Annotated in this window: 25 protein-coding genes; 13 read left to right on the top strand and 12 right to left on the bottom strand. The window is 58.4% G+C overall.

Annotation, left to right across the window (positions count from 1 at the left end; translation table 11 throughout):
• The first annotated feature begins 149 nt into the window (after positions 1 to 149).
• Positions 150 to 680, top strand: a complete 531-nt coding sequence (locus tag AC13D2_RS01005) for an ankyrin repeat domain-containing protein (protein WP_292048446.1) — start codon at positions 150 to 152, stop codon at positions 678 to 680.
• Here AC13D2_RS01005 and AC13D2_RS01010 read toward each other — a convergent pair.
• A complete protein-coding gene (locus AC13D2_RS01010) occupies positions 658 to 1,605 on the bottom strand; it encodes a putative RNA methyltransferase (protein WP_367187233.1) in 948 nt (315 codons plus the stop codon). The two genes, AC13D2_RS01005 and AC13D2_RS01010, sit on opposite strands and share 23 nt — an antisense overlap.
• An 11-nt stretch (positions 1,606 to 1,616) precedes the next feature.
• On the opposite strand from AC13D2_RS01010, the gene AC13D2_RS01015 reads away from it, so the two are divergent.
• Positions 1,617 to 2,354 carry a spermidine synthase gene (locus AC13D2_RS01015; protein ID WP_292048448.1) on the top strand — a complete coding sequence of 246 codons (738 nt, stop codon included), beginning with the start codon at positions 1,617 to 1,619 and terminating at the stop codon, positions 2,352 to 2,354.
• A 137-nt stretch (positions 2,355 to 2,491) separates the two neighbouring features.
• Positions 2,492 to 4,594 (top strand): NosR/NirI family protein, encoded by a 2,103-nt coding sequence (locus AC13D2_RS01020; RefSeq protein WP_292048449.1) that lies wholly within the window; start codon positions 2,492 to 2,494, stop codon positions 4,592 to 4,594.
• Positions 4,595 to 4,625: 31 nt separating this feature from the next.
• Here AC13D2_RS01020 and AC13D2_RS01025 read toward each other — a convergent pair whose 3' ends face one another.
• A complete protein-coding gene (locus AC13D2_RS01025; protein WP_292048450.1) occupies positions 4,626 to 5,180 on the bottom strand; it encodes a carboxymuconolactone decarboxylase family protein in 555 nt (184 codons plus the stop codon).
• A gap of 122 nt (positions 5,181 to 5,302) precedes the next feature.
• Here AC13D2_RS01025 and AC13D2_RS01030 point away from each other — a divergent pair, with 122 nt between their 5' ends.
• The 5 genes from AC13D2_RS01030 (at position 5,303) to AC13D2_RS01050 (ending at position 10,322) form a co-directional block, all read left to right on the top strand.
• Entirely contained in the window at positions 5,303 to 5,908 is a 606-nt protein-coding gene (locus AC13D2_RS01030; protein WP_292048451.1) for a TetR/AcrR family transcriptional regulator, read from the top strand.
• A gap of 167 nt (positions 5,909 to 6,075) precedes the next feature.
• Positions 6,076 to 7,386 (top strand): NAD(P)/FAD-dependent oxidoreductase, encoded by a 1,311-nt coding sequence (locus AC13D2_RS01035; RefSeq protein WP_482938086.1) that lies wholly within the window; start codon positions 6,076 to 6,078, stop codon positions 7,384 to 7,386.
• 51 nt (positions 7,387 to 7,437) lie between these two features.
• The gene (locus AC13D2_RS01040; protein WP_292048453.1) at positions 7,438 to 9,153 is read left to right on the top strand and encodes a potassium/proton antiporter; all 1,716 of its coding nucleotides are present in this window, start codon (positions 7,438 to 7,440) and stop codon (positions 9,151 to 9,153) included.
• Positions 9,154 to 9,253: 100 nt separating this feature from the next.
• Entirely contained in the window at positions 9,254 to 9,817 is a 564-nt protein-coding gene (locus AC13D2_RS01045; protein WP_420390041.1) for a L,D-transpeptidase family protein, read from the top strand.
• Between the two features lie 223 nt (positions 9,818 to 10,040).
• Positions 10,041 to 10,322, top strand: a complete 282-nt coding sequence (locus AC13D2_RS01050; protein WP_036207649.1) for an Lpp/OprI family alanine-zipper lipoprotein — start codon at positions 10,041 to 10,043, stop codon at positions 10,320 to 10,322.
• 66 nt (positions 10,323 to 10,388) lie between these two features.
• On the opposite strand, the gene AC13D2_RS01055 is transcribed toward AC13D2_RS01050, so the two are convergent.
• The 7 genes from AC13D2_RS01055 to AC13D2_RS01085 all read right to left on the bottom strand — a co-directional run bounded on the left by AC13D2_RS01055 (position 10,389) and on the right by AC13D2_RS01085 (position 17,997).
• Positions 10,389 to 11,183, bottom strand: coding sequence for a slipin family protein (locus AC13D2_RS01055; RefSeq protein ID WP_007154662.1), 795 nt, complete (start codon positions 11,181 to 11,183; stop codon positions 10,389 to 10,391).
• 58 nt (positions 11,184 to 11,241) lie between these two features.
• Positions 11,242 to 12,714, bottom strand: coding sequence for an NfeD family protein (locus AC13D2_RS01060; protein WP_300498119.1), 1,473 nt, complete (start codon positions 12,712 to 12,714; stop codon positions 11,242 to 11,244).
• A gap of 42 nt (positions 12,715 to 12,756) precedes the next feature.
• Positions 12,757 to 13,824 (bottom strand): L,D-transpeptidase family protein, encoded by a 1,068-nt coding sequence (locus tag AC13D2_RS01065; protein WP_300498117.1) that lies wholly within the window; start codon positions 13,822 to 13,824, stop codon positions 12,757 to 12,759.
• A 44-nt stretch (positions 13,825 to 13,868) separates the two neighbouring features.
• A complete protein-coding gene (locus AC13D2_RS01070) occupies positions 13,869 to 14,438 on the bottom strand; it encodes a TMEM165/GDT1 family protein (protein WP_292048456.1) in 570 nt (189 codons plus the stop codon).
• 229 nt (positions 14,439 to 14,667) lie between these two features.
• A complete protein-coding gene (locus AC13D2_RS01075; protein ID WP_300498146.1) occupies positions 14,668 to 16,059 on the bottom strand; it encodes a DHA2 family efflux MFS transporter permease subunit in 1,392 nt (463 codons plus the stop codon).
• Between the two features lie 39 nt (positions 16,060 to 16,098).
• Positions 16,099 to 16,524 carry a MarR family transcriptional regulator gene (locus AC13D2_RS01080; protein ID WP_007154667.1) on the bottom strand — a complete coding sequence of 142 codons (426 nt, stop codon included), beginning with the start codon at positions 16,522 to 16,524 and terminating at the stop codon, positions 16,099 to 16,101.
• Between the two features lie 189 nt (positions 16,525 to 16,713).
• The gene (locus tag AC13D2_RS01085; RefSeq protein ID WP_292048457.1) at positions 16,714 to 17,997 is read right to left on the bottom strand and encodes an MFS transporter; all 1,284 of its coding nucleotides are present in this window, start codon (positions 17,995 to 17,997) and stop codon (positions 16,714 to 16,716) included.
• A 307-nt stretch (positions 17,998 to 18,304) separates the two neighbouring features.
• On the opposite strand from AC13D2_RS01085, the gene AC13D2_RS01090 reads away from it, so the two are divergent.
• From AC13D2_RS01090 to AC13D2_RS01105, 4 genes are all read left to right on the top strand, one after another.
• Positions 18,305 to 19,210, top strand: coding sequence for a helix-turn-helix transcriptional regulator (locus AC13D2_RS01090; RefSeq protein WP_292048458.1), 906 nt, complete (start codon positions 18,305 to 18,307; stop codon positions 19,208 to 19,210).
• A gap of 9 nt (positions 19,211 to 19,219) precedes the next feature.
• Positions 19,220 to 20,986: an ExeM/NucH family extracellular endonuclease gene (locus AC13D2_RS01095; protein WP_292048459.1), complete on the top strand. Its 1,767-nt coding sequence runs from the start codon at positions 19,220 to 19,222 to the stop codon at positions 20,984 to 20,986.
• 102 nt (positions 20,987 to 21,088) lie between these two features.
• Entirely contained in the window at positions 21,089 to 21,970 is an 882-nt protein-coding gene (locus AC13D2_RS01100) for an alpha/beta fold hydrolase (protein ID WP_292048460.1), read from the top strand.
• A gap of 142 nt (positions 21,971 to 22,112) precedes the next feature.
• A complete protein-coding gene (locus AC13D2_RS01105; protein WP_482938087.1) occupies positions 22,113 to 23,186 on the top strand; it encodes an AraC family transcriptional regulator in 1,074 nt (357 codons plus the stop codon).
• Positions 23,187 to 23,191: 5 nt separating this feature from the next.
• On the opposite strand, the gene queE is transcribed toward AC13D2_RS01105, so the two are convergent.
• Positions 23,192 to 23,848, bottom strand: a complete 657-nt coding sequence (queE, locus tag AC13D2_RS01110; protein WP_300498111.1) for a 7-carboxy-7-deazaguanine synthase — start codon at positions 23,846 to 23,848, stop codon at positions 23,192 to 23,194.
• Positions 23,848 to 24,513 carry a 7-cyano-7-deazaguanine synthase QueC gene (queC, locus tag AC13D2_RS01115; protein WP_300498109.1) on the bottom strand — a complete coding sequence of 222 codons (666 nt, stop codon included), beginning with the start codon at positions 24,511 to 24,513 and terminating at the stop codon, positions 23,848 to 23,850. The genes queE and queC overlap by 1 nt, the downstream gene beginning before the upstream one ends.
• A gap of 165 nt (positions 24,514 to 24,678) precedes the next feature.
• Here queC and AC13D2_RS01120 point away from each other — a divergent pair, with 165 nt between their 5' ends.
• Positions 24,679 to 25,215: a 3'-5' exonuclease gene (locus tag AC13D2_RS01120; RefSeq protein ID WP_292048463.1), complete on the top strand. Its 537-nt coding sequence runs from the start codon at positions 24,679 to 24,681 to the stop codon at positions 25,213 to 25,215.
• A 35-nt stretch (positions 25,216 to 25,250) separates the two neighbouring features.
• Here AC13D2_RS01120 and AC13D2_RS01125 read toward each other — a convergent pair whose 3' ends face one another.
• Positions 25,251 to 25,490, bottom strand: coding sequence for a hypothetical protein (locus AC13D2_RS01125; RefSeq protein ID WP_420390034.1), 240 nt, complete (start codon positions 25,488 to 25,490; stop codon positions 25,251 to 25,253).
• Positions 25,491 to 25,772 lie beyond the last annotated feature (282 nt).

Here is a 25,772-nt window from a genome sequence, read left to right on the forward strand (position 1 = left end):
ACCCTTGATGGTTTTGCTTACCTGATAGCACGGTTTTAACAGTGGTGTTGTGGGTCTGTCCAGATCCATACCGTACCCAAGTCCAATTCTTGGCTGGCTTCTGGCGTGTTACGGTTGCCCAAGATTCGCTATGAAACCAGAGGAAAACCATGAGCCACGACAAGCCAACCAGGCCCCAAAACCCCGACAACCAAAAGGACGAAGACGCCATTGCTTTCGCCCAGGGGTTGTTCGAACTGGCCCGGAATGGCGGCGCCGGCCCGCTCAGCGTGATGCTCAACGCCGGCGTACCCGTGGACATCCGCACCAACACCGGTGACAGCCTGCTGATGCTCGCCTGCAGCAACGGCCACAAAGACACCGCGCGCCTGCTGCTGGAACAGGGTGCCGACCCCAACCTGGCCAACGATCAGCTACAAACACCACTGGCCAGCGCGGTGTATCAGGGCAATACCGACATTGTAGACCTGCTGCTGACCTCCGGTGCCGACGTCGACCATCGTCCGGCAGACGCCAAAACACCGCTGATGGTCGCCGCCATGTTCAATCGGGTGGGTATTATTGAGCGTTTGCTCGAAGCGGGAGCGGATAAATCGTTAAAGGATGAGGGTGGGCAATCGGCAGAGGATCTGGCCCGGACCATGGAAGCGAACGAGGCTATCGGGGCGTTGTCGTCGTAGCGGAAGAATCACGAACCAAACGCCTCAGCGTGACGTCCACCGTCACCGTCAAGGTTTCAAGCGTCTCGGCACGAACCCGCCCCTCCGCCGGCGCCCGGTAGAAATGCGGCGTCATCGCCAGCAGGTCGGCAATGGCGTCCTGACTTTCCAGGGTCAGTGAATATCGAACCGTTTCTGTGCCCAAGTCCGAAAACCCGTCCGGTACCTCCGCCATAGGCGGTTTCTCAGGCTTGATTGACGGATAGATAATCTCCCGCAGTTCCCGCAAGTGGTCTCGGCCGGCGTCAGCCTGGATCAACATGCCGCCGGGCTTGAGCACACGGGCAAACTCACTGTAGACGGGAAAGCCGAACAGGCAGAGTACGCAATCCAGGGTACCGCTCAAGACCGGCAGGTTGGCGTTGCTGCCGACCAGCCAACGGGGACGCTTATCCTGCTTCGCGGCAGCCAGGATCGCCCACTTGGAGATATCCACCCCCACCAGCGCAAGAGACCTGTCCATGTTCGACGCTGCCAGTTGTCGGAGGTAATAGCCTTCACCACACCCAGCGTCCAGGCAGGCCAGTGGCTTGGTATCGCCGGCTCTGGTCGTCACTGCCTTGTTCACAGCCTCTGCAATGGGCTGATAGAAACCGGCATTCAGAAAACGCCGGCGCGCTGCCACCATGTCCTTGCTATCACCCGGGTCCAGCGAGCGCTTCTTCTGGACGGGTAGCAGGTGCAGATAGCCCTGGCGGGCAACATCAAAACTGTGGCCCGCCGGGCAACGCCAGCAGGTACCGGACTGGTTCAGAGGCTCACCGTCCAACGGACAGGCCAGGGAGTCGAACGTATCCATGTTCACAGGCTCGCGGGCTCCGGCCCTGACGTGTGGCTTGAGAAGCGGCGGATAAATGCCCAGAATAACGACGCAGCGATCAGACAAGGGACGCCACCGTGAAGGGCGAGATTATCCATTACACCCGGGACGCACTCGGTGGCATTCTGGTGGTCGACTATCGCAAACATCGGGTGATGACCTTTGATTCGGTGTTTGAGCAAAGCAAGATAGATCGCCGCAGGCCCCATCTTCCCGTTCATGAGTACAGCCGCGCCATGCTGTTGCCTGTTGCCTTTGCGCAACCCGCACACGCCACGGTTCTTGGCCTTGGCGGCGGCGTAATGGCCAGTGCGCTGTTGCACCTTCTGCCTGAGTGCCAAGTGCATGCGGTGGAACTGCGACCCCGGGTGCTGGAAGTGGCCCGCGAATACTTCAGCCTACCGCATTCCACCAACCTGATAATGACCATTGGCGATGCCAGGGATGCCCTCGGCAAAGCGCCGGACGGTAGCAGCGATCTCATCCTGGCCGACATGTACAACTCCGACCGTATGAGCCCGGCCCAGGCCCAGCGGCAGTTTATCAGACAATCCAGCCGAGTACTCGGCGGCAGTGGCTGGCTTGCCATCAACTACCATCGCACACCCGACATCAATGGCCCGTTGTTCCATCAGCTTCGCGCGGAATTTGCAGTCCTGCTGCTGTTCAAGAGTAAAACCAACAACACGGTGATCTTCGCCAGCAAGCGTCCCTTCGAAGCCCTGCGCACCAAAGACCCCACCCTGGTGGAGCTGGAAAACCGGCTGCCCATCGACTGGCGGCGATTGATGGGGCGGGTGATTCGACTGAACTGATCAGCTTCCGCGTTCCTCCTCACCCCCGCGTTCTCCTCACAAAGTAGCATCCGCCCGGCCCGGAGGTCGCATTGTGCCGGCACGGCAAATCTCTAGCATGGATCTGACCAACAACAATAAATCGATGGAGAGAGACCATGCCCGTGCGGCTATTGCTGCTGTTGGTCCTAGCCTGTTTCTCGCTGGCGACGTATGGCGCTCTGGACGATGAGAAGCACGCGTTAATACAGGAACTGTTCCCCAAGGCCACGGACATTCGCGACCGGTTGCCGGACTACCCGGTGTACCCGGTGTATCAGCTTCAGGAACTGATAGGCTACGCCTACGAATCCCGCGATATCAGCCCGCTCCAGGGCTTTGCCGGGAAACCCGTCAGCATGTTGATCGGGCTCGACAGCCGTGGTCGCTTTACCGGTATCCGCATACTCAACCATCACGAGCCGGTGTTTCTTCACGGACTGGGCGAGGAGCCGCTGTTCGAGTTCATTGACCAATACGAGGGCCGCTCACTCACCGAACAGATTGTTATCGACACGTCAGGCTCCCGCAGCGGCAAAAGCCCGGATGGCAACGTGGTGCATTTCGATGGCGTAAGCAAAGCCACGGTGTCTGTGCTAATCATCAACGACACCGTCCTGTCATCGGCTCTCAAGGTGGCCCGCAAAAAGCTCGCCGGATTTACTCAGGAAGCGCCAACCCGAGCGAGAACCGATTTCTATCAACCTCTGTCCTGGACGCAACTGGTCGACCGGGGCTACCTCGGCCACTGGCAGATCAGCCCGGCGGAGATTGAACAGAAGCTGGGTTCGCCCCTGGTGGATTACCCCGACGCGCCGCAACCGGACCCCGGCGAGCCCTTTACTGAACTTTTTTTCGGATACATTAATGCGCCGATGGTGGGCCGCAACCTGTTGGGCGACGAGGGTTTCGAGCGACTGAAAGAAAAGACGGGGCCAGACGCCCAGATACTGGCTGTGATGTCCCGTGGACTTTACCCACACCTACCGGATGATTTCACGCCAGGAAGCTCCCCCGATCGCCTGGGGTTGCAGCAAAACAATCTGTCGCTGGACATTCGCGACATCAACGTGTTCGACCAGAACATACAGATCAACACCGACGGCATGCCGGAGTTGGCCAGGACAACCCTGTTCCGGGTCGGCGGCAACGCCGGCTTCAATCCCGGTGCCGAAGCGACCCTGAAGCTGGGCGTTACACTGCGGAAGAATCACCTGGTGGCCGACAGCACCGAACTGGAGATCCCGATGGCCTTTGCCCAGGACCTGTTCGAAGCCGTCGAAGTGGCACCCCGGCCGGAGGACAGTCGCCAACCGGTGTGGATCGGATTGTGGAAGGAACGCTGGCTGACCATCTCCCTATTGGTCCTCAGCCTCACACTCCTGACGGTGTTCTTCGCGCGCCAGCGTACCCTCAGACGGCATCCGAAACTGGTACATCGGTTTCGCTGGGGCTTTCTGTTCTTCACCCTGTTCTTTATCGGCTTCTATGCCCAAGGACAGTTGTCGGTGGTGAATATCTACACCCTGTTCCTCGCCATCTGGGATGGTTTTTCCCTGAACGTGTTCCTGATGGACCCGGTGCTGTTCATTCTCTGGATCTACACGTTCGTCAGCCTGTTTATCTGGGGGCGCGGGTTGTTCTGTGGCTGGCTATGCCCCTTTGGCGCACTGCAGGAGATGGCGGCCTGGCTGGGTGAGAAACTGAAGTTCCGCCAGGTAAAGGTGCCGGAGAAATGGCATCGGCGGCTGATTCTACTGAAATACCCGATACTTCTGGTGCTGGTGGGAACGGCCTTCTATTCACTGGAACTGGCGGAAAAGCTGGTGGAAGTGGAACCCTTCAAGACCGGCATCACGCTCTTCTTTGTGCGCTACTGGCCCTTCGTGGTCTATGCCGTTGGCCTGTTGGTTGTGGGTATGTTCATCCACAAGTTCTACTGTCGCTACCTGTGCCCGCTCGGCGCCGGCCTGGCAGTTCTGGGCAAGCTGCGCCTGTTCAGTTGGCTCGATCGGGTGGAGCTTTGCGGCAAGCCCTGTCAGCACTGCAAGAACAGTTGTGGCATCAATGCTATCCGAAAAGATGGTCGGATCGATTATAACGAATGCATCCAGTGCCTGGAGTGCGTGATCATTCTGAAAGACGAGAGTCAATGCGTGGACAAGGTGCTGGAGCAGAAACGCCAGCGACAGGCGCAGATACTGGCAACGGATGCGGGCTGAACCGCACCCGTAGCGTCAGGGAGTCATCCCGTTACTTCTTCTTTTCCCAGGCGAACTTCTGGAACGGCTCATCAACCGGCGTTTCCGCAATGTGGTTGATGTAGTTGCTCATCACTTTCTGGGACAGCACAAGAATCACTTCCAGTACCTGACGATGCTTATATCCAGCACCGTAGAAGGCATCCAGGTCTTCCTTGCCGACGTTGCCTTTCTTGTGCATGACGGCCAGCGTGAATGTCCTCAGAGCCTCAAGTTTATCATTTGGCAACGGCGTTTCATCCCGCAATGCGTTAATAATGTCGTCTGACACTTCCATCATCTTGGCGATTCCGGTGTGCGCCGGTACGCAGTAGTGACAGGCGTTCTCCACGTTAATGGTCTGCCAGACCACCGTGGTCTCTTCGTTGTCAAAACTGCTATCGAGTACCAACTGATGCAGGGCCTGGTACGCCTCCAGAGTGCCAGGTGCCTCCGCCATGATTCCATGCAACCCGGGAATCATGCCAAACCCTTTCTGGGACTTTTCCAAAAGTGGCTTTGATTTTTCCGGGGCGGACTCGATGTCGTGAATTGGGAAATCTGTCATAACACTCTCCTCATGGACAATATTGAGCGTTCATTCAATTACGAATTCACCCTAACTGTTTTTGAGCGTTCACTCAAGTTATCATTAGTCCACGTTCAATTATCAGATGTTGACAGGTACCCATGGCCAGAAACGCCCGTTACGATCGACAAATAGCGCTGGACAAAGCAATGAACCTGTTCTGGGAGCGCGGCTATGCAGGTGCTTCCATGAAACAGATTGAGCAGGCTCTGGACATGCGCCCAGGTAGTATCTATGCAACCTTTGGCAGCAAGGATGGTCTGTTCAGCGAAGCGCTGGCTGCCTATGCACGAAGAAGCGGGCTGGAACTGCGCGAGCACCTGGCTGGAAATTCGTCGGTGCTGGATGGGTTGCAGGAGCACCTTCGTTGCATCGCACGACAGGCCAGCCCGGGTGGTGAGTCGCCATCCCGCGCCTGCATGGTCGTTAAAACCCTGCTCGAAGCCAGTAACACCAATACTGCCATTGCAAACCAGGCAAATTCGATCCTGAGCGCCATTGAGCAGGCCCTGACTGAACTTCTGGAACAGGCGAAGCTCCAGGGCGAACTTGCACCGGGAACCCACTGTGCCCGGCTCGCAAGACTACTCCAGGCACAGATCATTGGCCTCCGGTCTTTTGCCCAACGGGAGATCAGCTCTGAACAGGTCGCTGAGCTTGCCGAAGATATGGCAGCCATGCTCGATCACTATCGGGCCCGTCACTAGAGCCTGACTGCTCCGCGTCTACCTCGGGTATAGGTACTAACGGCGAATTGTCCCTGCCACAACAGTGCGTTAGCATAGCCGCTCTGTGTCGTTTCCTTCCTCAGTGAGGACAGCCAAGAGTTTTTAACGAGAGTTCTTGGCTATCTTCACTTCAGGAACCCCTTGTCATGAAAAACCTGCATCACATCGTCGTCGTGGGCGGCGGCGCGGGCGGCCTTGAGCTGGCTACCCGCCTCGGTAACAAACTCGGAAAAAAACGCAAAGCCCGTATTACCCTGGTCGACGCCGGCCTCACCCACGTCTGGAAACCTCTGCTTCACGAAGTAGCCTCCGGCTCACTGGATGCCAACGCCAACGAAATCAACTACCGGGCCCACGCACGCAAGCATCACTATGAATTCCAGCTCGGGCGCATGGACGGCCTGGACCACAACGCCAGGGAAGTGATCATCGCCCCATTCCACGATGAGGACGGCGACGAAGTCGTGCCGGAACGTCGCATCGGTTATGACACCCTGGTGATTGCTGTGGGCAGTACAGCGAACGACTTCGGAACCCCCGGAGCCCAGGATCATTGCCTGTTCCTGGATAGCCTCAACCAGGCCCGGCGTTTCCACAACCTGATGCTTAATGCATTTTTGCGCAAAAACCACGAAGCCCAGTCCGGCAACGGCCATGAACTTCCGATCACCATCATTGGAGCAGGCGCAACCGGCGTTGAGCTGGCGGCGGAACTGCGACTGGCGTCCAGGGAACTGCCGATATACGGCATGAATCACCTGCGGCCGGAAGATGTGTCCATTACCGTTGTCGAAGCGGCTGACCGCATTCTGCCAGCGCTTCCGGGCCGGCTCTCCGAGGCCGCAACCCGTGAACTGGATCACCAGAATGTCAGGGTGATGACTGGCGAGCCCGTCAGCGAAGTCCGTGATGGCGTGGTCGTGCTCAAAGACGGTACGGAAATCGCCTCGGAAATGACCATCTGGGCCGCCGGGATCAAAGCGCCTGCGTTTCTGGCAACCCTGGACGGCCTGGAAACGAACCGTGGCAACCAGGTCAAGGTGAAGCAAACCCTGGAGGCCACCACGGCTGCGGATATCTTTGCCTTCGGCGATTGCGCCGAATGCCCCCAGCCCCAGTCAGAACGCCCCGTGCCACCGCGTGCTCAGTCCGCGCACCAGCAGGCGGACACTCTTTTCAAGACGCTGTGTCATCGACTGGACGGCCGTGAGGCGGTTCCGTTTGTCTACAACGACCATGGTTCACTGATCAATTTCAGCCGCTACACCACCGTGGGTAACCTGATGGGGAACCTCTCCGGCCGCAGTATGTACATCGAGGGGAAAGTCGCGCGCCTGTTTTACCTGTCGCTCTACCGCATGCACCAGGTCGCGCTGCACGGCGTCATTAGAACCGGAATCATCTGGCTGATGGATCGGATCAGCCGCGCCATGCATCCGCGCCTGAAACTGCACTGATCCACTCGTGACCCTGCTATCATCGAGACATAATCCCAATCCGGAGCAGGAATGGATCCGCTAGTTACTCTGATCGGCGCCCTGATGCTGGTCATCAGCATCATGCTCAGCCCGCTGTCCAGCAGGCTGGGCATGCCGGTACTGCTGATTTTTCTTGTGGTCGGCATGATCATGGGGGAAGACGGTCCCGGTGGCATCCTGTTCGACGACTTCGAGCTGGCGTTCCTGATCGCCAACCTGGCGCTTGGCGTGATCCTGCTGGATGGCGGCATGCGCACCCGGGCAGAAACGTTTCGTGTCGGTCTCCGCCCGGCATTGGTACTCGCCTCCGTTGGCGTGTTCCTGACCGCCTCCGGGGCGGGCCTGGTGGCCTGGTGGGTGTTCGACATGCACTGGATGGCCGCACTGCTGCTCGGCGCCATTATTTCCTCAACCGATGCCGCAGCGGTGTTCTCCCTGCTTCAGGGGCGCGGGCTTCATTTGAATGAACGGGTCAGTGCGACCCTTGAAATCGAGTCCGGCAGCAACGACCCGATGGCCATTTTTCTGACCCTGATGCTGGTTACCATGATTGGGACAGGCGGCGCATCCGAAGGCTGGATGGCGCTGCTGATGCTGGTGAAGCAATTCGGCATTGGCGGCGCCGTGGGCGTGGCCGGCGGCTTCATCGTGGTGGAACTGGCCAACCGGGTTCGCCTTACCCCGTCGCTTTATCCTTTGCTGGTGGTGGCAGCCGGCATCATGGTGTTCTCCGGCACCAACGCACTCGGGGGCAGCGGCTTCCTGGCGATCTATCTGGCCGGTGTGGTCGTTGGCAACCGCCCGGTGCGAATGATGCCGATGATTCTCCAGGTTCACGATGGCCTGGCCTGGCTGGCCCAGCTATGCCTGTTCCTGATGCTGGGGTTGTTGGTAACGCCCTCGGAACTATTGCCCCTCGCCGGAGGCGGTCTGGTTCTGGCGCTGGCGCTGATTTTCCTGATCCGGCCGCTGACAGTGATGGCGACACTCTGGCCCTTTGGCTTTAATCGACGCGAACTGGGTTTTATCAGCTGGGTTGGGTTGCGAGGCGCCGTGCCCATTGTGCTGGCGCTATTCCCGATCATCGCCGGGCTGCCGGAGGCCCAGCTCATCTTCCATGTTGCCTTCTTCATCGTGCTGGTATCGTTGGTGGTCCAGGGGACCACCATGGCGCCACTAGCCAGGAAGCTGCGCCTGGAAGTCCCCGCCGGCGAAGATCCCTACCGCCGCTTGCCCCTGGATGTCCCGGCCGCCGGGGATCATGAACTGATGCTGTTTCCACTGCGGGGCGGAGCATGGGAGTCACCCCGACCCCTGGGTCAGCTACGGTTGCCGGACAACACCGCCATTGCTGGCGTGTTCCGTGAACGAACGTGTTATCAGCCGAGCCCTGATATGGAAGTATCCACCGGCGATGTATTGGCGATGTTTGCAACCCCGGCGATGCTTTCAGAGCTGGGCAAAGCCCTCAGTGGTCGCCATGCCCCCAAATACCTCGCCGAGCGTGCCTTCTTTGGCGATTTCGTGCTCAATGGCGATGCCCTGCTGGGGGATGTGGAGCAAGTCTACGGCATCGAGTTTGATCAGTTGCCCCCAGAGCTTTCCCTGGCCGAGTGTTTTGCGCGGCGCACCAAAGGGCATCCAGTGGTGGGCGACAAGGTGGTGCTGGGCCCTGTTACCCTGGTCGCGAGGGCAACCGAGGCCGACCGGGTGACGAAAGTTGGCCTGAAAATGGACAACCAATAAAAATCTTTAACAAAAACACTCAAAACCCTGGTTCGATTCACAAAAGTCCTGTGCTATAAAGTGTACAAAGATTAATCATTGACTCGTTATGTTATCGATAATGCCGACTTCACTCTCCAACACCGGCCGGTCCTCAGTTGCCGCTGCCAGCTTTATGGCCTTTATTTTCTCGTTGTTGCTGGTCCCCCTATCACCGCTATCGGCATCGGAGTTGCCGATAGGCGCCATGGATGAAACGCCGGAAGTCAGCGAGGTACTGGTTCGTAAGGAAGAGCGCAGGCTTTACCTGCTGTCGGGCGATCAGGTGGTGCGCAGCTACCGTATCGGCCTGGGCGACAACCCCTCCGGCCACAAGCTCTATGAGGGCGACAAGCGTACGCCCGAAGGTAAATATGTGTTGGATTGGCGCAACTCCAACAGCGATTTCTACAAATCCATCCACATCTCCTATCCCAATGCTGAAGACAGAGAACAGGCTTCGGCCTGGGGGCTCGATCCCGGCGGCAGCATCATGATTCATGGTTTGCCGAACGAGGCTGGTGATATGGCATTCGCTTTCCTGGGACTGGACTGGACCGATGGCTGCATCGCCGTCAGTAACGAGGAAATGGACGAAATCTGGCAATTGGTGGCCGATGGCACACCAATAAGAATCGTACCCTGACACTGATCCAATCCCCGCTTCATGCGTATGGCCTTTCTGCAATATTAAGTTGTTGTCATAACCTAGGAACTTTTACGTATCCTTAGTTAACATTTCTGTCCAGACTGATTTACACTGTTTGACGATGTCGTTGGCCAATCGCTAACGGCCCCGTTTTGACAGAATGTCTGCAGCAACGACTTCTGGAACGCAGGAAATAAAACGACCAATAAGGGGATATACAATGCGTAAACTGACGATCGCAGGGTTTGCACTGGCCACCGCACTGACCGCAGGTTGTGCGACAACTGACCAGGGCGCTCTCGACGAAGCGAATGCAACCGCTTCTTCCGCCGAGCAAACCGCTGATAATGCACTGAACACCGCTAACAGCGCTTCCAGCGCTGCACGCTCCGCTCAGCGCACCGCTGACGAAGCACTGGCTGCTGCCAAGGCTGCCCAGAAAGCTGCTAACGAAGCCAACGAGCGCGCCAAGCGTATGCTCGAGCGTGCCAGCCAGAAGTAAGGCTGTTACGTAGGGAAAAGGCCGGGATTCGTCTCGGCCTTTTTTGTGGGCATCAGATAGAACCCATCAGGATTCGTCGTTATCACTCTTCGGCTTCTGGGGTGAGGGCGTGTTGCTCATGAAGGCAGACATCATTTCCATCGGCAGCGGGAACACAATCGTGGAACTGTTGTTGGTGCTCATATCCGCCAGGGTTTGCATGTAACGCAGCTGCATCGCTCCGGAGTTGGCGGACATAACCTCGGCCGCTTCAACCAGCTTTTTCGAGGCCTGCAATTCGCCCTCCGCGTGAATCACCTTGGCACGCCGCTCACGTTCTGCCTCCGCCTGACGGGCAATCGCTCGAATCATTGACTCGTTCAGGTCCACGTGCTTGATTTCAACGTTGGCCACCTTGATGCCCCATTCCTCGGTCTGGGCGTCGATAATACTCTGGATATCCGAATTCAGCTTGTCCCGTTCGGACAGCATTTCGTCCAGATCATGCTTACCCAGTACCGAACGCAACGTCGTCTGAGCCAGCTGACTGGTGGCAGAGCCGAAATCCTCGACGCGTATAATCGCCCGCTCAGGGTCGACCACCCGGAAATACAGCACGGCATTGACCCGCACTGTCACGTTGTCTTTCGAGATGACGTCCTGGCTCGGCACGTCCAACGCAATGACACGCAAATCCACGCGGGTTATCTGTTGAATACCGGGGATTACGATGATCAGGCCTGGCCCTTTGACACCCTGAAAGCGCCCCAGGAAGAAAACCACGCCACGCTCGTATTCCGGCAGAATCTTGATGGCCGACCCAAGAATCAGCAAGAGCACCACCGTGGGTGCAATGTAGGGAATCAGGTCTGTGATGTTCATAAGGCCTCCTTCGTTGGCTTGATCGCCGGGTAACCTGTCAACACTCTCCAGTCCGGCTTCAGGGTTCCGCCTTGTCGGCTTCGACGTACACCGTCAAACCTTCCAACGCAGTCACCCTTAGCTTGTCACCGTTGCCTACCGGAGATTTACAGGCGGCATTCCAGCGTTCACCACTCATGCGCACATGCCCCCTGAAATACCCGTCGTCTTCCTGAAAGTCATCAAGTGCGGTCACTCTCTCGTGGACAATCTGTTCGCTTCCGCTGACCGGGTGTTTCCGGCGCAAGCCGATGAACTTGATGACGGTCCATAGGATAAAGCCGGCCGCGACCAGTGCCGTGCCACCGATGGTGGGCAGTGAAATCTCCTGATGGCTGCCGTCCATCAGTATGATGGAACCGGCCACAAACGCGACAATCCCCCCGATGCCCAGTATGCCGAAGCTGGGCATAAAGGCCTCGCCGACAATGAAGGCAAGCCCCAACAGAATCAGCGCCAGGCCCGCGTAATTGACGGATAGCACCTGGAAGGCAAACAGCGCGAGGATCAGGCAGATAGCGCCAATCACACCCGGGAATATGGCCCCGGGATTGGATAGTTCGAAGATGATGCCGTAGAAGCCGATGATCATCAGGAAGTAAGCAACATTCGGATTGGTGATCACCGATAGCAGTCGGGTTCGCCAGTCCGGGTCGGCTCGCGTCAATTCAATGTTCGCGGTGGCCAGCGTTTTCTCGCCATTGGCCATTTTCACGGTGCGCCCGTCGATCTGTTGCATCAGGCTGTCCATGTTGTCAGCCACCACATCAACCACGTTCTGCGCCAGCGCTTCTTCGGCACCCAGGTTGACGGCTTCGCGCACCGCCTGCTCCGCCCAGTCCGCGTTGCGGCCATGTCGCTCCGCCAGGCCACGGATGTAGCTGACAGCATCTTCCAGAACCTTGCGCTCCATGGCCGTGCCGCCTCGGCGTTTATCGGAGGCGTCATCCTGCGCCGATTCCTCGTTCCCGGCGCTTTCCTTTTCGTCGGGATTGGCGTCCCCGGTGTCTTCTGTAGGCTTCTGATCCTCGGAGCCGGGCAGCCCACCCATCTGGACAGGTGTGGCCGAGCCCAGATGGGTAGCCCCAGCCATTGCCGCCACGTGACTGCCATAAAGAATATAGGTACCGGCGCTGGCGGCACGCGCCCCTGCCGGCGACACCCAGGTCACCACGGGTACGTCTGAAGAAAGGATTTCCTTGATGATACCGCGCATGGATTCCATCAGACCGCCGGGGGTATCCATCCGGACAACAAGCAACTCGGCACCTTCGGACTCGGCGCGGCGAATGCCACGCACCAGGTAATCCATGGTGGCGGGGCCGATAGCACCGTCGACGGTCAACACAAGACCTGTCGGTGCGTCGTCCTGCTGGGCGATGACCGTATGGGACAGAGAGGCCAATGCCAGCACCAGGCCCAGCAGAAAAACGGCCAGCCACCAGTGCAGGCGGCCGGAGGGATTGGATTGGTTGGGTCGGTTAGCGATCATCACTCCTCCCCGGATCCGTTCAGCAGATCAGAGCCTTCGGTATCAGAACCAGAGGCGTTGCTTCTCACCTTTATTGCCATCTGGGGTACTTGGCATCGGCCCGGCAGAGTCATCCGCGACGCGGGTCAGACGTTCACCCACCATCCTCGGCAGGCCGTCCGCCTGGTCCACAGCCAGCTCAATGGCCATGCGTTTCACTTCCACACCGGGCATTTTCTGGCGGAAGTCTTCCACTTTTTGCTGCACCTGCTTCCACAATTGTTCACGGTCCTGCTGACTGTAGTCTTCTTCAGGGCGGTGTACCTCCAGCCAGACCTCATTACCTTTCAGGCCGATCTTTACGGGCTCATGGATAACCTGCACCGGCGTGCCCTTGCTGACTTCATAGACAAACCGCGATATATCCTCGTTGTACATGCGGAAACAGCCGTGGCTGACCTGCATGCCCACACCGAACAACTTGTTGGTGCCATGAATCAGGTAACCTTTCTCACTGAGCATCAGTGCATGGGACCCCAGAGGGTTGCCCGGCCCCGGTGGAATCATCCTCGGCAGGTACTCCCCCGCAGCTTCGTATTCGGCGCGGATGCTGGCGGGCGGATACCAGGCCGGCGACTCCAGTGGCATGGTCACTTCGGCGTTGGTCAGTGGCGATGGGTTGTCGTCGGTACCTACCCCCACTGGATAAACCTGCACCTTTCCATCAGTAAAGTAGTACAAACGGTATTCCGCCAGATTAATGATGATGCCCTCGCGCTTCACGTCCGGTAATACATAGTGCCGGGGCACGGTTATCCGGGTTCCATCACCGGGCAGCCAGGGATCAACACCGGGGTTCGCCTTAACGAGCTCCAGGTAACCAAGACTGTTCTGATTACCAATGGCCGCAAAGGTGTCCTCATAGCGGGTGGTCATCACTGACAGCTCCCCGGCCAGATCCCCTTCAATGGCAAACCGAGGGACACGGGGCTTATCGGGGGCTTCGTTTTCCGCTCCAGAGGTTTTCAGTTCCTGACCCGCGGCCTGTGCCTCGGTTTCGGCACCCATCGCGCTGGCCGACACCAGGGTCAGCAAGACCAAAAGAAAACCTGTCAACTGCGTTCGATACATAGCGTCTCAATCCGATATCCGATCTGCGGCGATAACATCGCGCATCAAGCCGACGTCAGGGCTGCCCACACTGTGGCAACAGCCAGAATTACAAATAGAAGGCTGGCTCCAATTCTGGCCGTAGCCAGTGGTAACCGCTCCATCAACCATTTACCAGCCATGATAACCGGTATATTAGCCAGCAGCATACCAACGGTGGTACCCATTATCACCCAGAAGGTTTCCGTATATCGTGCTGCCAGCACCACGGTTGCGATCTGGGTCTTGTCACCGATCTCCGCCAGGAAAAACATCACGGTTGTGGCCATGAAGGCCCCCATGCCCAGGAATGCTGAATCGCCATTGTCATCCTTGTCCGGAATCAACAACCAGAGCGCAATGGCCACAAAACTGATGGCCAGGATCCAGGGTAACCAGGCTTGCGGAATCCACTCCGCGATCCAGGCGCCTACCAGGGCTGACAACGCATGATTCAGCAGGGTGGCGACAAGTATGCCAAGAATGATGGGCGCACGCTTGGCATAACGGGCAACCAGAAAGAGAGAGAGTAGTTGGGTCTTGTCGCCGATCTCCGCAATGGCGACCGCAAACGTTGAAGCGAGAAAAGCGTCCATGAAAACTCCGGGGCGGACATTCAGACATGAGACAGCCCACCTTCCGCCCTGGGAGGTGAAACTGCCTCAGGTCTTGCCAATTTCACCGGTGTGCCGGTGAAACATGATAGCCACGGGGATTGAGCCCCAAGTATGTTGACTACCATCCGCCCCTGGAACCGGGTTCCGTTGTGGAGGCTACTCCCCTGAAGAGTGCGGAAATGTTAATCAATACCTCGCCGAATGGCAACTATACGCGCATCTTCCACACTGGAATGGCCGCCATCGCCACGAATACAGCCACCAGCCACCAGGCTGAATGAAAAGCCCCAATGGTGGGGATGCCGCCGCTGTGATCACCAAACTCAATGGTCAGGGCCACGATATTGACGCCAAAGGCCCCACCCAGCTGGCGGGTAAAGTTGATGGTGCTCGAACCGGCACCGAGTTGTTCCGGCGCCAGTGGATTCAGGGCACCCGTTGAGAGTGCTGGCAGCATAAAGCCGATACCGATTCGCCCCAATACGGTCCACAGGGCCAGCCAGCCGAAGGCGAGTTCAATGTCCGATACCGCAAACAACATGGCCGATATGGCGAACAGGACAATGCCGAATATCACCAGTTTACGGGCGCTCAGGCGGTCCGCCAGTCTCCCGGCCAATGGAAAGGTCATACCCAGCACGATGCCCGCTGGCAACATCAGCAAACCGGCTTCGGTGGCGGTGAATTCCAGGGCCGTCTGCACAAACAGAGGTACCAGATAGGTGGAGCCAAACAAGGCGAGCCCCAACGCCATGGCGCCCACGTTGGCGTAGACGAAGGCCGGATTGCGTAGAAGCTCTATGTTCACCAATGGGTGGCGGGCGCGTCGCTCACGAATCACAAACAGTACCAGGGCGATGACCGCAACAACGCCCTCGATCGCAATTCGTGCCTCCTGTCCCGCCAGCTCCTGCAGCCGGTTGAGGGTGTCCAGCGACAGACCGATGGCAATGCCCAATAGCACCAACCCAGGAAAGTCAAAACGGTAGGGAGCCGGGCGGGAAACCGGCAGCGGCAGAAAGCGCCATGCCATAAACACCCCGGCCAGGGTGACGGGCACCGGGGCGAACATCACATAGCGCCAATCCAACTGGTCCACCAGGAAGCCCCCGAGAACCGGACCCAGGGCTGGAGCGAGAATCACACCCATGCCGTAGATCCCCATGGCTTGCCCACGACGGTTGCGGGGGAAAATCCGGAATACCAGATACATACCCATGGGCTGCATCAGCCCCGCCATGGCACCCTGGCCAATGCGGGCGGCAATCAACTGTTCCGGGGAGGTGGCAAAACCACCAAGAAGCGAGATCACCGTGAACAGGAACATCGCCGTCGCCAGGGTCTTGCGCACTCCGAAGTGATCCAGAAGCCACGACGAGGCCAGCATGGTGGTGGTCATGGCAGCAATAAACCCGGTGGCCAGCCAGTGCACCTGGCCTTGCCGAATACCGAATTCCAGCATGATGTCGTGTAGGGCAACGTTGACCACGGTTGCGCTGAGCACCGTTGCCATGGTGCCCAGCATGACCGTGGCAACCGCCAGCCAACGCCAGCGCTCGCCGTAACGGGCCCTTAGCCCCTCAACCGTGTTATCACTCAGACCAAAACCCCTTCAGGCGGATATATCGACCGCACACCATTACCGTTGCCGCTCCGCATTCTCCAGGATCTTGTGGAACACCTTGACGGCACCTTCGATGTCCCGGTCGCTAATACCGTCCAGCATCTCTTCACGCAGACGGGCTGCTCGCTCGGTCAGGACGTTCATAAATTCGGTTCCGTCCTTAGTGAGGTGAAGACGGCGGGCACGACGGTCATTGGGGCAGGGGCGGCGCTCAATGAGGCCTTGCTGTTCAAGGCTGTCCAGCAATCGCACCAGAGTCGGATTCTCAATGGCCATCAGCCGGGCAAGCTCACGCTGGGTCAGCCCTTCGCCCCCTTGCTGCAGATAGACCATGGTGGTCCAACGAGCCTGGGTGACGCCCAGATCCTTAAGGCGTTCATCCAGCAATTTGCGCCAGCGACGGGTGACCCGGGCGACGGCAAAGGGAAACTGATCTCTCATGATCTGGAACTCCGGTAATGGGTATCGACTGCTGTACTACCTGTAACGAATACCACTGCCGCAACGGTGCAGTGACGAATGACGCTACCAATAGTAAGCTAACCATTACGATAAAAACAGATATGCAAGGTGAAACAAAATTGGGGAAAACCGAGAGACGCGGCCCGAGAAGCAAGAAGGACCGGCCTATCAACCGGTCTTGAGCAGGTCTTCGTGAAGCTCCTGAGCCGCTGGTGACTCGTGGAATCCCTCGTTACGGGGGTCCATTTCCGTCAGCACCGACGAGGTCTCAGGCATGGCAGGTATGAAGTGTTCCTGCTCCGCCACCGGCACGTCCTCCGTGTGGCTGATTCGATAACTGGTTATCACTGCCAACACCACCAGGAACCCGGCGTTACCGAAGAACAGTCCCCTGGGGCCCAGTATACCCACCAGCTCGGCCATGACGATGGGGCCAATAACACTACCCACGCCATAGCTCAGCAGCAGTGTCGCGCTGGCGGCCACGATACGATTGCTTTCCATTCGGTCGTTGGTAATCGCAACCGCGATTGGATACAGCGTTGCCGAGAGGCCCGTAAACAGGCCGACCAGCAGGGTCAGCAACCACGTCCGTTCAGCTCCAAAGATACCAACCAAAACCGCCGCGGTGCCCGCTGTTACCGCTACCCAGAACATGACGCGGCGGCGGTCAAACCGATCACACACCAGTCCCAACGGCCATGCCAGGATCATCGCTGCCACAATGGCACTGGCCATGAAGGTGGACACCCGGCTGACCTCCAGACCCACCAGGGTGGCGTAGACCGGGCCAAGCGCATAAAAAGAGCCGATCATGACGCCGCAAATCAGTGCGCCGGAAACCCCGGAGAACGACTCACGCGCCAGAGTGAAGAATGACAGTCGCTCGGACTGCTCGATCACCGGCGCATCCATACGGGTCAACGACAAAGGAATCAATGCCAGCGTCAGCAGGACAGCAGCGAGTGAAAACGGTATGAACGAGGACGGCTCACCGACGTTGATCAGCAACTGCCCGCCAGCGGCAGACAGGTAGAACACGATTTGATAAACCGCGAAAAGGGCGCCCCGGTTGGCGTTGGTCGCGCGACTGCTGAACCAGCTCTCAATCACCACCAGAACGCCAGCCACACTGAAGCCCGACAACGCGCGCAGAATGGCCCAGAACACCTCGGACACCGCCATGGGATAAAGCAGGGCGCACACCGCCGCCATGGCGGCAAAGACCGCAAATGCCCGGATATGCCCGACACGACCGATAATGAGATGCACGTAGAGCGTGCCCAGCACGAAACCAATGGAATAGCACACCAGGATCCAGCCGATAATGTCCGGCGAGACCGCTTCAATGCTCAGTCGCACACCCAAGAGGGTCATTAGAAAAGCGTTGCCACTGACCAGAAGGACAATACTGAGGATCAGGGCTGAAAGTGAGGTGACCATTCGGGTCATCAGTCAGGTTCCGGCGTAATTGAAACAGGTTGATACAGGAATGTAATGAAAGTAGCAGCAACGCCGGAACATTGCAGAGCGCAAATTAGAACAGGACGTAATCCACAAAACCACTACGCAGTTCCCGAAATTCCCAATACCGCTTGCAGCGCCGTGATAACTGGATTTAACATCATTTTACATTAAGGTGACGTAACACACGCTGGCGGCCTGAAGGGTTAACATGTCGGTAGTTTGATCGCTGCCTATTTGAACCCACGAGAGTCTCTCATCTCATGCAATCCACGCTAACCATGAGCGTCTGGTTATGAAAAAAACGGACTGGCCAATTCGGTGGGATCTGTTGCTTCGCTACCGGCTGATTGAAATCATCGCCCTCTGGGAAGGACGGCTCACGACCAATCATATCTGCCACAGTTTCGGCATCGGGCGGCAACAGGCTTCCAAGGATATCAACACCTATCTTCGGGAACTGGCACCGGACAATCTGGTTTATGATCGCCACCTTAAAGGCTATGTGCCATCATCCGGTTTCCGGCCGGTTGTCACCCGGGGACACGCCAGCGAATACCAGGACCTGCTGGCCCGCCAGGACAGCCTCAGTGACACGTTTGAGTCGCTTAATATCAGCTTACCTGACAACACCATCGTGCGCGGTCCGGAACGGGTCGTTAAGCCGGATGTCATGCGTGCCGTGGTTGCGGCAGCCCGCCATGGTCGTGTGATGAAGGCAGACTATGCTTCCCTCAGCCCGGCAGGCGTTTCCCAGCGCACTCTGGAACCCCACACCCTGGTGTGTGTCGGTCAGAACTGGCACCTCCGTGCCTGGTGCGACTCCAACCGGGAATTTCGGGACTTTGCCCTCAGCCGTTTCCGTGGCAAGCCCGAAACCACCCGGCAACGCAGTCGGCACACGATCCAGCATGACGATGACTGGAACCGTCAGGTCTCTCTGGTCATGATGCCTGATAGCCGCCTGAATAAGGCACAGCAGGACATCGTCGCTACCGACTACGGCATGAGTGACAACCGCCTTGAGCTCACCATACGCGCAGCCCTTGCACCTTACGTTCTGTCCCGGCTCGGCCTGGGTTCAGACAGCCAGCACCCGGACCCGATGGTCCAGCAGCTGGAACTGGCCAACGAGGAACAGCTGGGCATTGCCGAGTCGGCCCGCGAGCGGGCTATTAAAGCAGTGGCGGGGCTCTGCTAGACTGGGAGGGTGATCACAACCAACCCTATCATGCTCTGGCGCTTCGCCCTCACCCTACTCATAGGCCTGCCCGCTGTCGCGGTGGGCGATTGCGGTACCGGGGTTATCCCGGTTTCCCGCATTCAGGGCCCAGGCGATCATTCCCCGTTCGCCGGCCAGACCGTTTCCGTTGAAGGCATCATAACCATGGATGCACGCCAACAAGGCGGCTTCCGCGGTTTTTATCTGCAACAAGCCGATGGTGAAACGGACAACGATCCGAAAACCTCCGAGGCACTGTTTGTTTACACCCATCGCACCGACGGACAGCACGGGGATAGAGTCCATGTCTCAGGGCGGGTGAAAGAGTTCCATGGCCTGACCGAGCTCACCGATATTACCTCCATCACCCGTTGCGGGAATGGCCGTCTGCCAGAGCCTGTCTCCGTCACGCTGCCGTGGCAGGATGGCCAACCTCCGGAACACCTGGAAAACATGTGGATCAACGTCGCCGGTGAGCTGACGGTTATCAATCACTATAACCTGGCCCGTTACGGTGAACTGACCCTCGCGGCAGAGCCTCAGACGATGGCCACGGAAATCCAGGAACCAGGGCCGGGTGCTCAATCACGCCACAGGCAACAGACGATCAACCGACTGTTGCTTGATGACGGCCTGGGTGCGCGCAACCCGCGCCCGATTCCCTGGCCCGGGCCACCATTGTCCGCCGGTAACACGGTTCGTACCGGCGACAAGGTCAGTGGGTTAGCAGGCATACTGGATTTCCGGTTCGGCGCCTGGCGGCTGCAGCCGCAATCAACGCCGGCATTCAGTCCAGCCAATCCACGCCCACCAGCACCCGAGCGGCCAGAGTCGGCCACGCTCAGGGTGGTCACACTCAACCTTGGTAATTTTTTCAATGGTGATGGCCGCGGCGGTGGTTTTCCAGCAGCAAGGGGCGCCCAATCCGCCACCCAGTTTGAACAGCAGAAAGCACGCCTGGTTGCCGCACTGACAGCGCCGGACCCGGACATCCTCGCTGTCACAGAAATGGAGAACGATGGGTATGACGGCGACAGCGCCATTGCCGAGCTGGCCACAGCCTTGGGTTCACACTGGCGCTACGTGGAAACGAGCGACAACACTGGTAGTGATGCCATACGCACCGATCTGCTGTACCGCAGCGACCGGGTGCTCGTGGAAGGCTCTGCCAGCCGCCTGACAACGACACCGTTTGATCGCCGTGGCCGGCCACCCGTGGCCCAGGTATTCCGCCCCATAAACAGCGATCAAGCCCTGAGAGTGGTCGTTCCTCACCTGAAATCCAAAGCCTGCCGTGGCGCCAGCGGTCCGAACCGGAATCAGGACGACGGCCAGGGCTGCTACAGTCACAGCCGCGAACAGGCGACCCGGGCCATTATCCGCTGGACCAATATTCTGCCGAACCCGAACAGCCTGTCCGGCACCATGATCACCGGGGACTTGAACGCCTACGCTCGGGAAACACCGCTGCAACTGCTGGAAGCGGCAGGCTTTATCAACGCCGTTCGTCACATCCACGACTGCACCAATACTTCATGCAAGCACACCAGTTATAGCTATCAGGGCCGTAGCGGAACCCTGGACTACAGCCTGGTCTCAAACGGGCTCCTCCCACAGATTGTCGGTGCCCGCACCTGGTCGATAAATTCCGATGAACCCCGGGCGCTGGGCTACAAGGGGCCGGTTACCGTACCCACTGGCCAGCCCTGGCGCTCGTCGGACCACAACCCGGTCATCACCGACCTGTCACTCTGATTCCACCTTGCCCGCGAGCCGCAGCAACAGGGCAAACAGGCCAAAGCCCGGCGTGGGATAAGCGGTACACTGGCTCCAATCCAGTTGAAACGGAAACCGACCGTGAAAATACCCACTCCAAACTTATGGCCCGCCGCCCGCACCGGTCAGCGATGGCTGGTACAGGCAAAACGTCGTGAAACCGTGATCGACGGCCACCGCATGGTGTATCTGGAAAAAGGGACCCCGGCTGCAGACCGACCCACGGTGATACTGATGCACGGTTTTGCCGCCATGAAAGAGAACTGGGCGCTCTGGCTGCAGCGGTTGCCCGAGCACTGGCACATTCTGGTTCCGGACCTGCCAGGGCTTGGAGAAAGCGATTACCGCCCGGAAGCCGAGTACAGCTACGAGGCCCAGGCGTCAAGGCTGGAAGCCTGGGTTGATACCCTGGCCACCAACAACCTTCATCTGGTCGGCAGCTCCATGGGGGGGGCCATTGCCACTGTTCTTGCCCACAAAATGAAGCCCGCACCCGCTTCCTTGACGGTGCTAAACAGCGCCGGCATACCCGAACATACCAACGTGGACCTCAACGCACCGTTCGAATCCGACCGCGACGCCATCCTCATTCCCCAGGACTGGGCCGGTGTCTACCAGATGTTCAACAGCGTCGGCAGCGGCAAGCCCACGGCCATGGGCGTTGCCATGACAGGGCTCCTGGGGCCGGACTTATTGCAGCGAACCGCGTCCTTGCGCCATATTTTCAACGACATGCTCACTGACGCACTGGCACCGGCGCGCTACCTTGGCCCCGACACGCCTCCCCTTCAGGTTCAGTGGGGGGACCGGGACGTGATCACTCCCACACGCTGCGTGGACTGGTACCGAAAGGTCACACCCCACGCCGATATCCACATATTCCCTCGGGTGGGCCATCTTCCGATGCTGGAGAATCCCGGTCGTTCAGCCCGTGCACTGGCAGCCTTTATCGAACGCCACTAGCCGGGCGGCCGGGCCCGCTAATTGGCCTGTATATCCTGTTGACCCGTCAGCGGAGTCATGGGGTGGGAAGAACATTCCGTTCATAATCGTGGAAGAAGTTTCATCCCTGACATAACAACAACAGGAAACACGAGGAAATCCCATGCGCGCCTCAGTATCTACCACTCAGGATCTGGGCATGCCGGCCATTTACCTGCACTTGCTGGCGGAGTTGCTTAATACCATCGGCGTCGATGAAAAAGCGCTGCTCAAGCGTGTCGGTCTCGACCCAGTGCGTCTGCAATCAACCGATATAAGAGTCAGTCAGTCACAGGCCAGCGAATTCGTGACCCGCGCCATCATTGAAAGCGGCGAGCCCGGGCTCGGCATCATGCTGGCCCGGGAGCTTCGACTGCCACTGCACGGAGCTCTGGGCACCGCGGTCATGAGCAGCCGCACACTGGCAGAGGCTCTGGACCTGATGACGCGCTACCTGACTCTGCGTGCCCCACATCTGCAGGTCAGGCGCCTGCAGCACGATGGCCAGGCTATCTACGCCATCTCGTGTGGCATTGATCTGGGTCCATTGCAGGGCTTTATCATGGACGCCATGCTGTTCGGCTGCGCGTCCATGGGCGCGCAACTGACTGGCTCACCGGTCGCCGGCTCGTCGATTCAGCGACGCGGACCGGAATCGGCCTACTTCCATCGCTTTCGCCAGCAAATACCCATACCCGTGGTGTACGGCGCTGACGAAGATGCGATTGTCATTCCCGATTCGCAGCTGACATTGCCCATTCGCTTTTCTGACGATCAGTTGGCCGCCTCCTCGAAAGCCCAGTGTGAGGAGGCGCTGCGCCTTCTAACGGAAGATGCCGGTTTTGCCTGTCGGGTCAGGCGGGTGATTGAAACCAGCCACCCGTTCCCACCGAAACTGGCCAGAGTGGCCACAACGCTGTTTGTCTCGGAGCGCACCCTGAAACGACGTTTACAGGCGGAGGAAGCCAGTTTCCAGCACCTGGTGGATCAGGTGCGGCTGGAAAGAGCCGGTGAGTTGCTGCAACAAACCGCCATGAACCTTAGCCAGATTGCCGACGCCCTGGGCTATGCCGATGCCGCCAACTTTACCCGGGCGTTCAAGCGCTGGACCGGACAGAGTCCCAGCCAGTACCGAAACCAGGAATCACTGCCAACAACAACGTCGATCAAGAGAACATTAGCCCGTTCGATGGCCTGACACACTCAGTCGATGCCAATGATCTTGTGCATCTGCAGAGTCAACCGCCACTGAGGGTGGGTCAGGCAGTAATCCGTGGCTTTGCGGGTGTTACTTTGCTTGACGGGGTCAGGCTCACCCTCCGAGACGGTCGGCGACGCCATTGGCGAGAGAAAATAGTGGCTGGCCTGAATGTCGGTGAAGCGCTCCGGCATCGCCAGGGGTTGAGGGTACACCACTTTCAGCTCGTCACACTGGCGCAGCACCACCGGCGCGTTCGCCTTGGGGCTCACACACAACCAGTCAATACCGGCCGGTGCCGGCAGTGTGCCGTTGGTTTCCACGCCCACTTCAAAGCCGTCCCGGTGAAAGGCGTCCACCAGCTGATCATCCAGTTGCAGCAAGGGTTCACCGCCCGTACACACCACATAGGGCCGCCCAGGTGCATCCGGCCAAAGACGGCGAATATGCGCCGCCAGCGCTTCCGCGGTTTCAAACTGGCCGCCGTTCTGGCCATCGGTACCTACGAAGTCGGTATCGCAGAAACTGCATACGGCATTGGCTCGGTCCTTTTCACGACCGGTCCAGAGATTGCACTTGCTAAAGCGGCAAAACACCGCTGCCCGTCCGGCCTGGGCACCTTCACCCTGCAATGTATAAAACGCTTCCTTTACCCGATACATCAGGTTTCCACCTCATAAGGCAAGGGGTCTGAAACGCCGTTGGCGGCAAACGCCTCCAGACGTTCCACGCAGGAGCCACAAAGGCCACAGGCCCGGTCGCGGCCGTTGTAACAGGTCCACGTCTTGCTGTACTCAAGCCCCAGTTTCAGGCCCTCGGCAAGGATGGCACCCTTGTCCGAGCCCATGAAAGGCGCTTCAATTTTCACCGGCTCATAGTTGGCCACCTGACAGACGGCGTCCATTTTTTCCACAAACTCCGGTCGGCAGTCCGGATAAATCGCGTGATCGCCGCCATGGGCGCCGTACCACACGGCAATGGCACCGGCGGTAACCGCATAGCCGGTGGCCAGCGACAACAGGATCATGTTGCGATTGGGTACCACGGTGGCCTTCATGCTGTCTTCTTCGTAGTGCCCTTCGGGCACGTCCACTTCGTCCGTCAAGGCCGATCCGGCCATGACTTCACTGAGTGCACGAATATCGATCACCTTGTGCGGCACCGATAACTCCTCGCAGACCTGGCGGGCAACTTCCAGTTCGCGAACGTGCCGCTGGCCATAGTCAAACGACAGAGCATGAACCTTGTACCCTCGGGCACGGGCAAGGTGGAGCAGGGTGAACGAATCCATTCCCCCAGAGTAGATTACAACGACGGTTTCGGTCATCAGGTCATCCCGGTTTCAGACAGCCAGCAGGGCGTCACTGGATTGTTATAGGCTCGGAGTAACATCCGTGGACACATTGTAACAGTGGAATGCGACGATGGGTTCGCGTCTGCAGGAGCGTGCGGGTAAACTCTGATGACGGCACATCAACAAAAATCAGGCGGAATGAGAACCAGAACCAGCCCAGCCTTTATTGACTTCGAGGCCTCCAGCCTTGACCTGATCGCCAGCTATCCAATCGAGGTGGGCATATGCTTGCCCGACGGCACCTTGCACAGTTGGCTGATACGACCCCATGTGCTTTGGCAGGACTGGTCACAAAGTGCCGAGCAGGTTCACGGAATCACCCGGGGAACCCTGGAAGCAGAGGGTACACCCGTGTCGGAGGTTGCGGCGCACCTGAACGAGTTGCTCTCGGGGCAGGTGTTCTGTGATGCCTGGACGTTCGACAGCTTCTGGCTCCATCGCCTGTTCCGTGCCGCCAACACCCGCGCCGACTTTCAACTGGAATCCATTTCCATGTTGCTGGATGCCAACCAGGTAAGGCATTGGTCAGCATCGCGTCAGCAGGTTATCAAGCGTCTGGGGTTACCCGTGCACAGGGCGGCAAACGACGCGCTTATCCTCCACAGAACCTGGGAAGAGATCCAACTGTTCGCCGTGGATGACGAACCGCTTCACGGCCGCAGCCGGCAGGTCTGAGGTTTCCATCATGGAACTCTGCGCTGGCATGGAACTCAGCGCTGGGAGCTATTCACCTTGAGGGCAAGGACTTCGAGGCCGTCACGCAAGGTGTTCAGTGTCCAGTAGGTCACCAGCACCATCAGCGCCGCCCCAATGACGGTAAAAGACAAATCGTCACCCACCATCTGGCTGCGGGCGATGAACAGGTAAACGGCGAGCGCCAGGACAAGCAGCACTTCGACAATGGCATGTGACTGTAACCGGTTTTTTGCAGATCCGTTTTCTTCGGACATCTTACTGGGTTTCAACCTCTGATTTCTGACGATACATTGCATTGATTAGTGTGTAAATTATCGCCAAATATGGCCCGGGCGTCTGTACGAACTAGTGGCTACGAGGTTTCCACGATGCCGTCAGGAACACACTTTTCGGACGGCATCGAGTAGGAGGGGGAGTTACCTCCCCCGTCCTCTCACACCACCGGGCATACGGTTCCGTACCACGGCGGTTCATGATTGGCTCTGAAGCCGAACCATCGTATCCAGCAAGCTTACCAGAGACAGACGGTCAAACAC

It is taken from the genome of Marinobacter sp. B-12 (assembly GCF_056857915.1).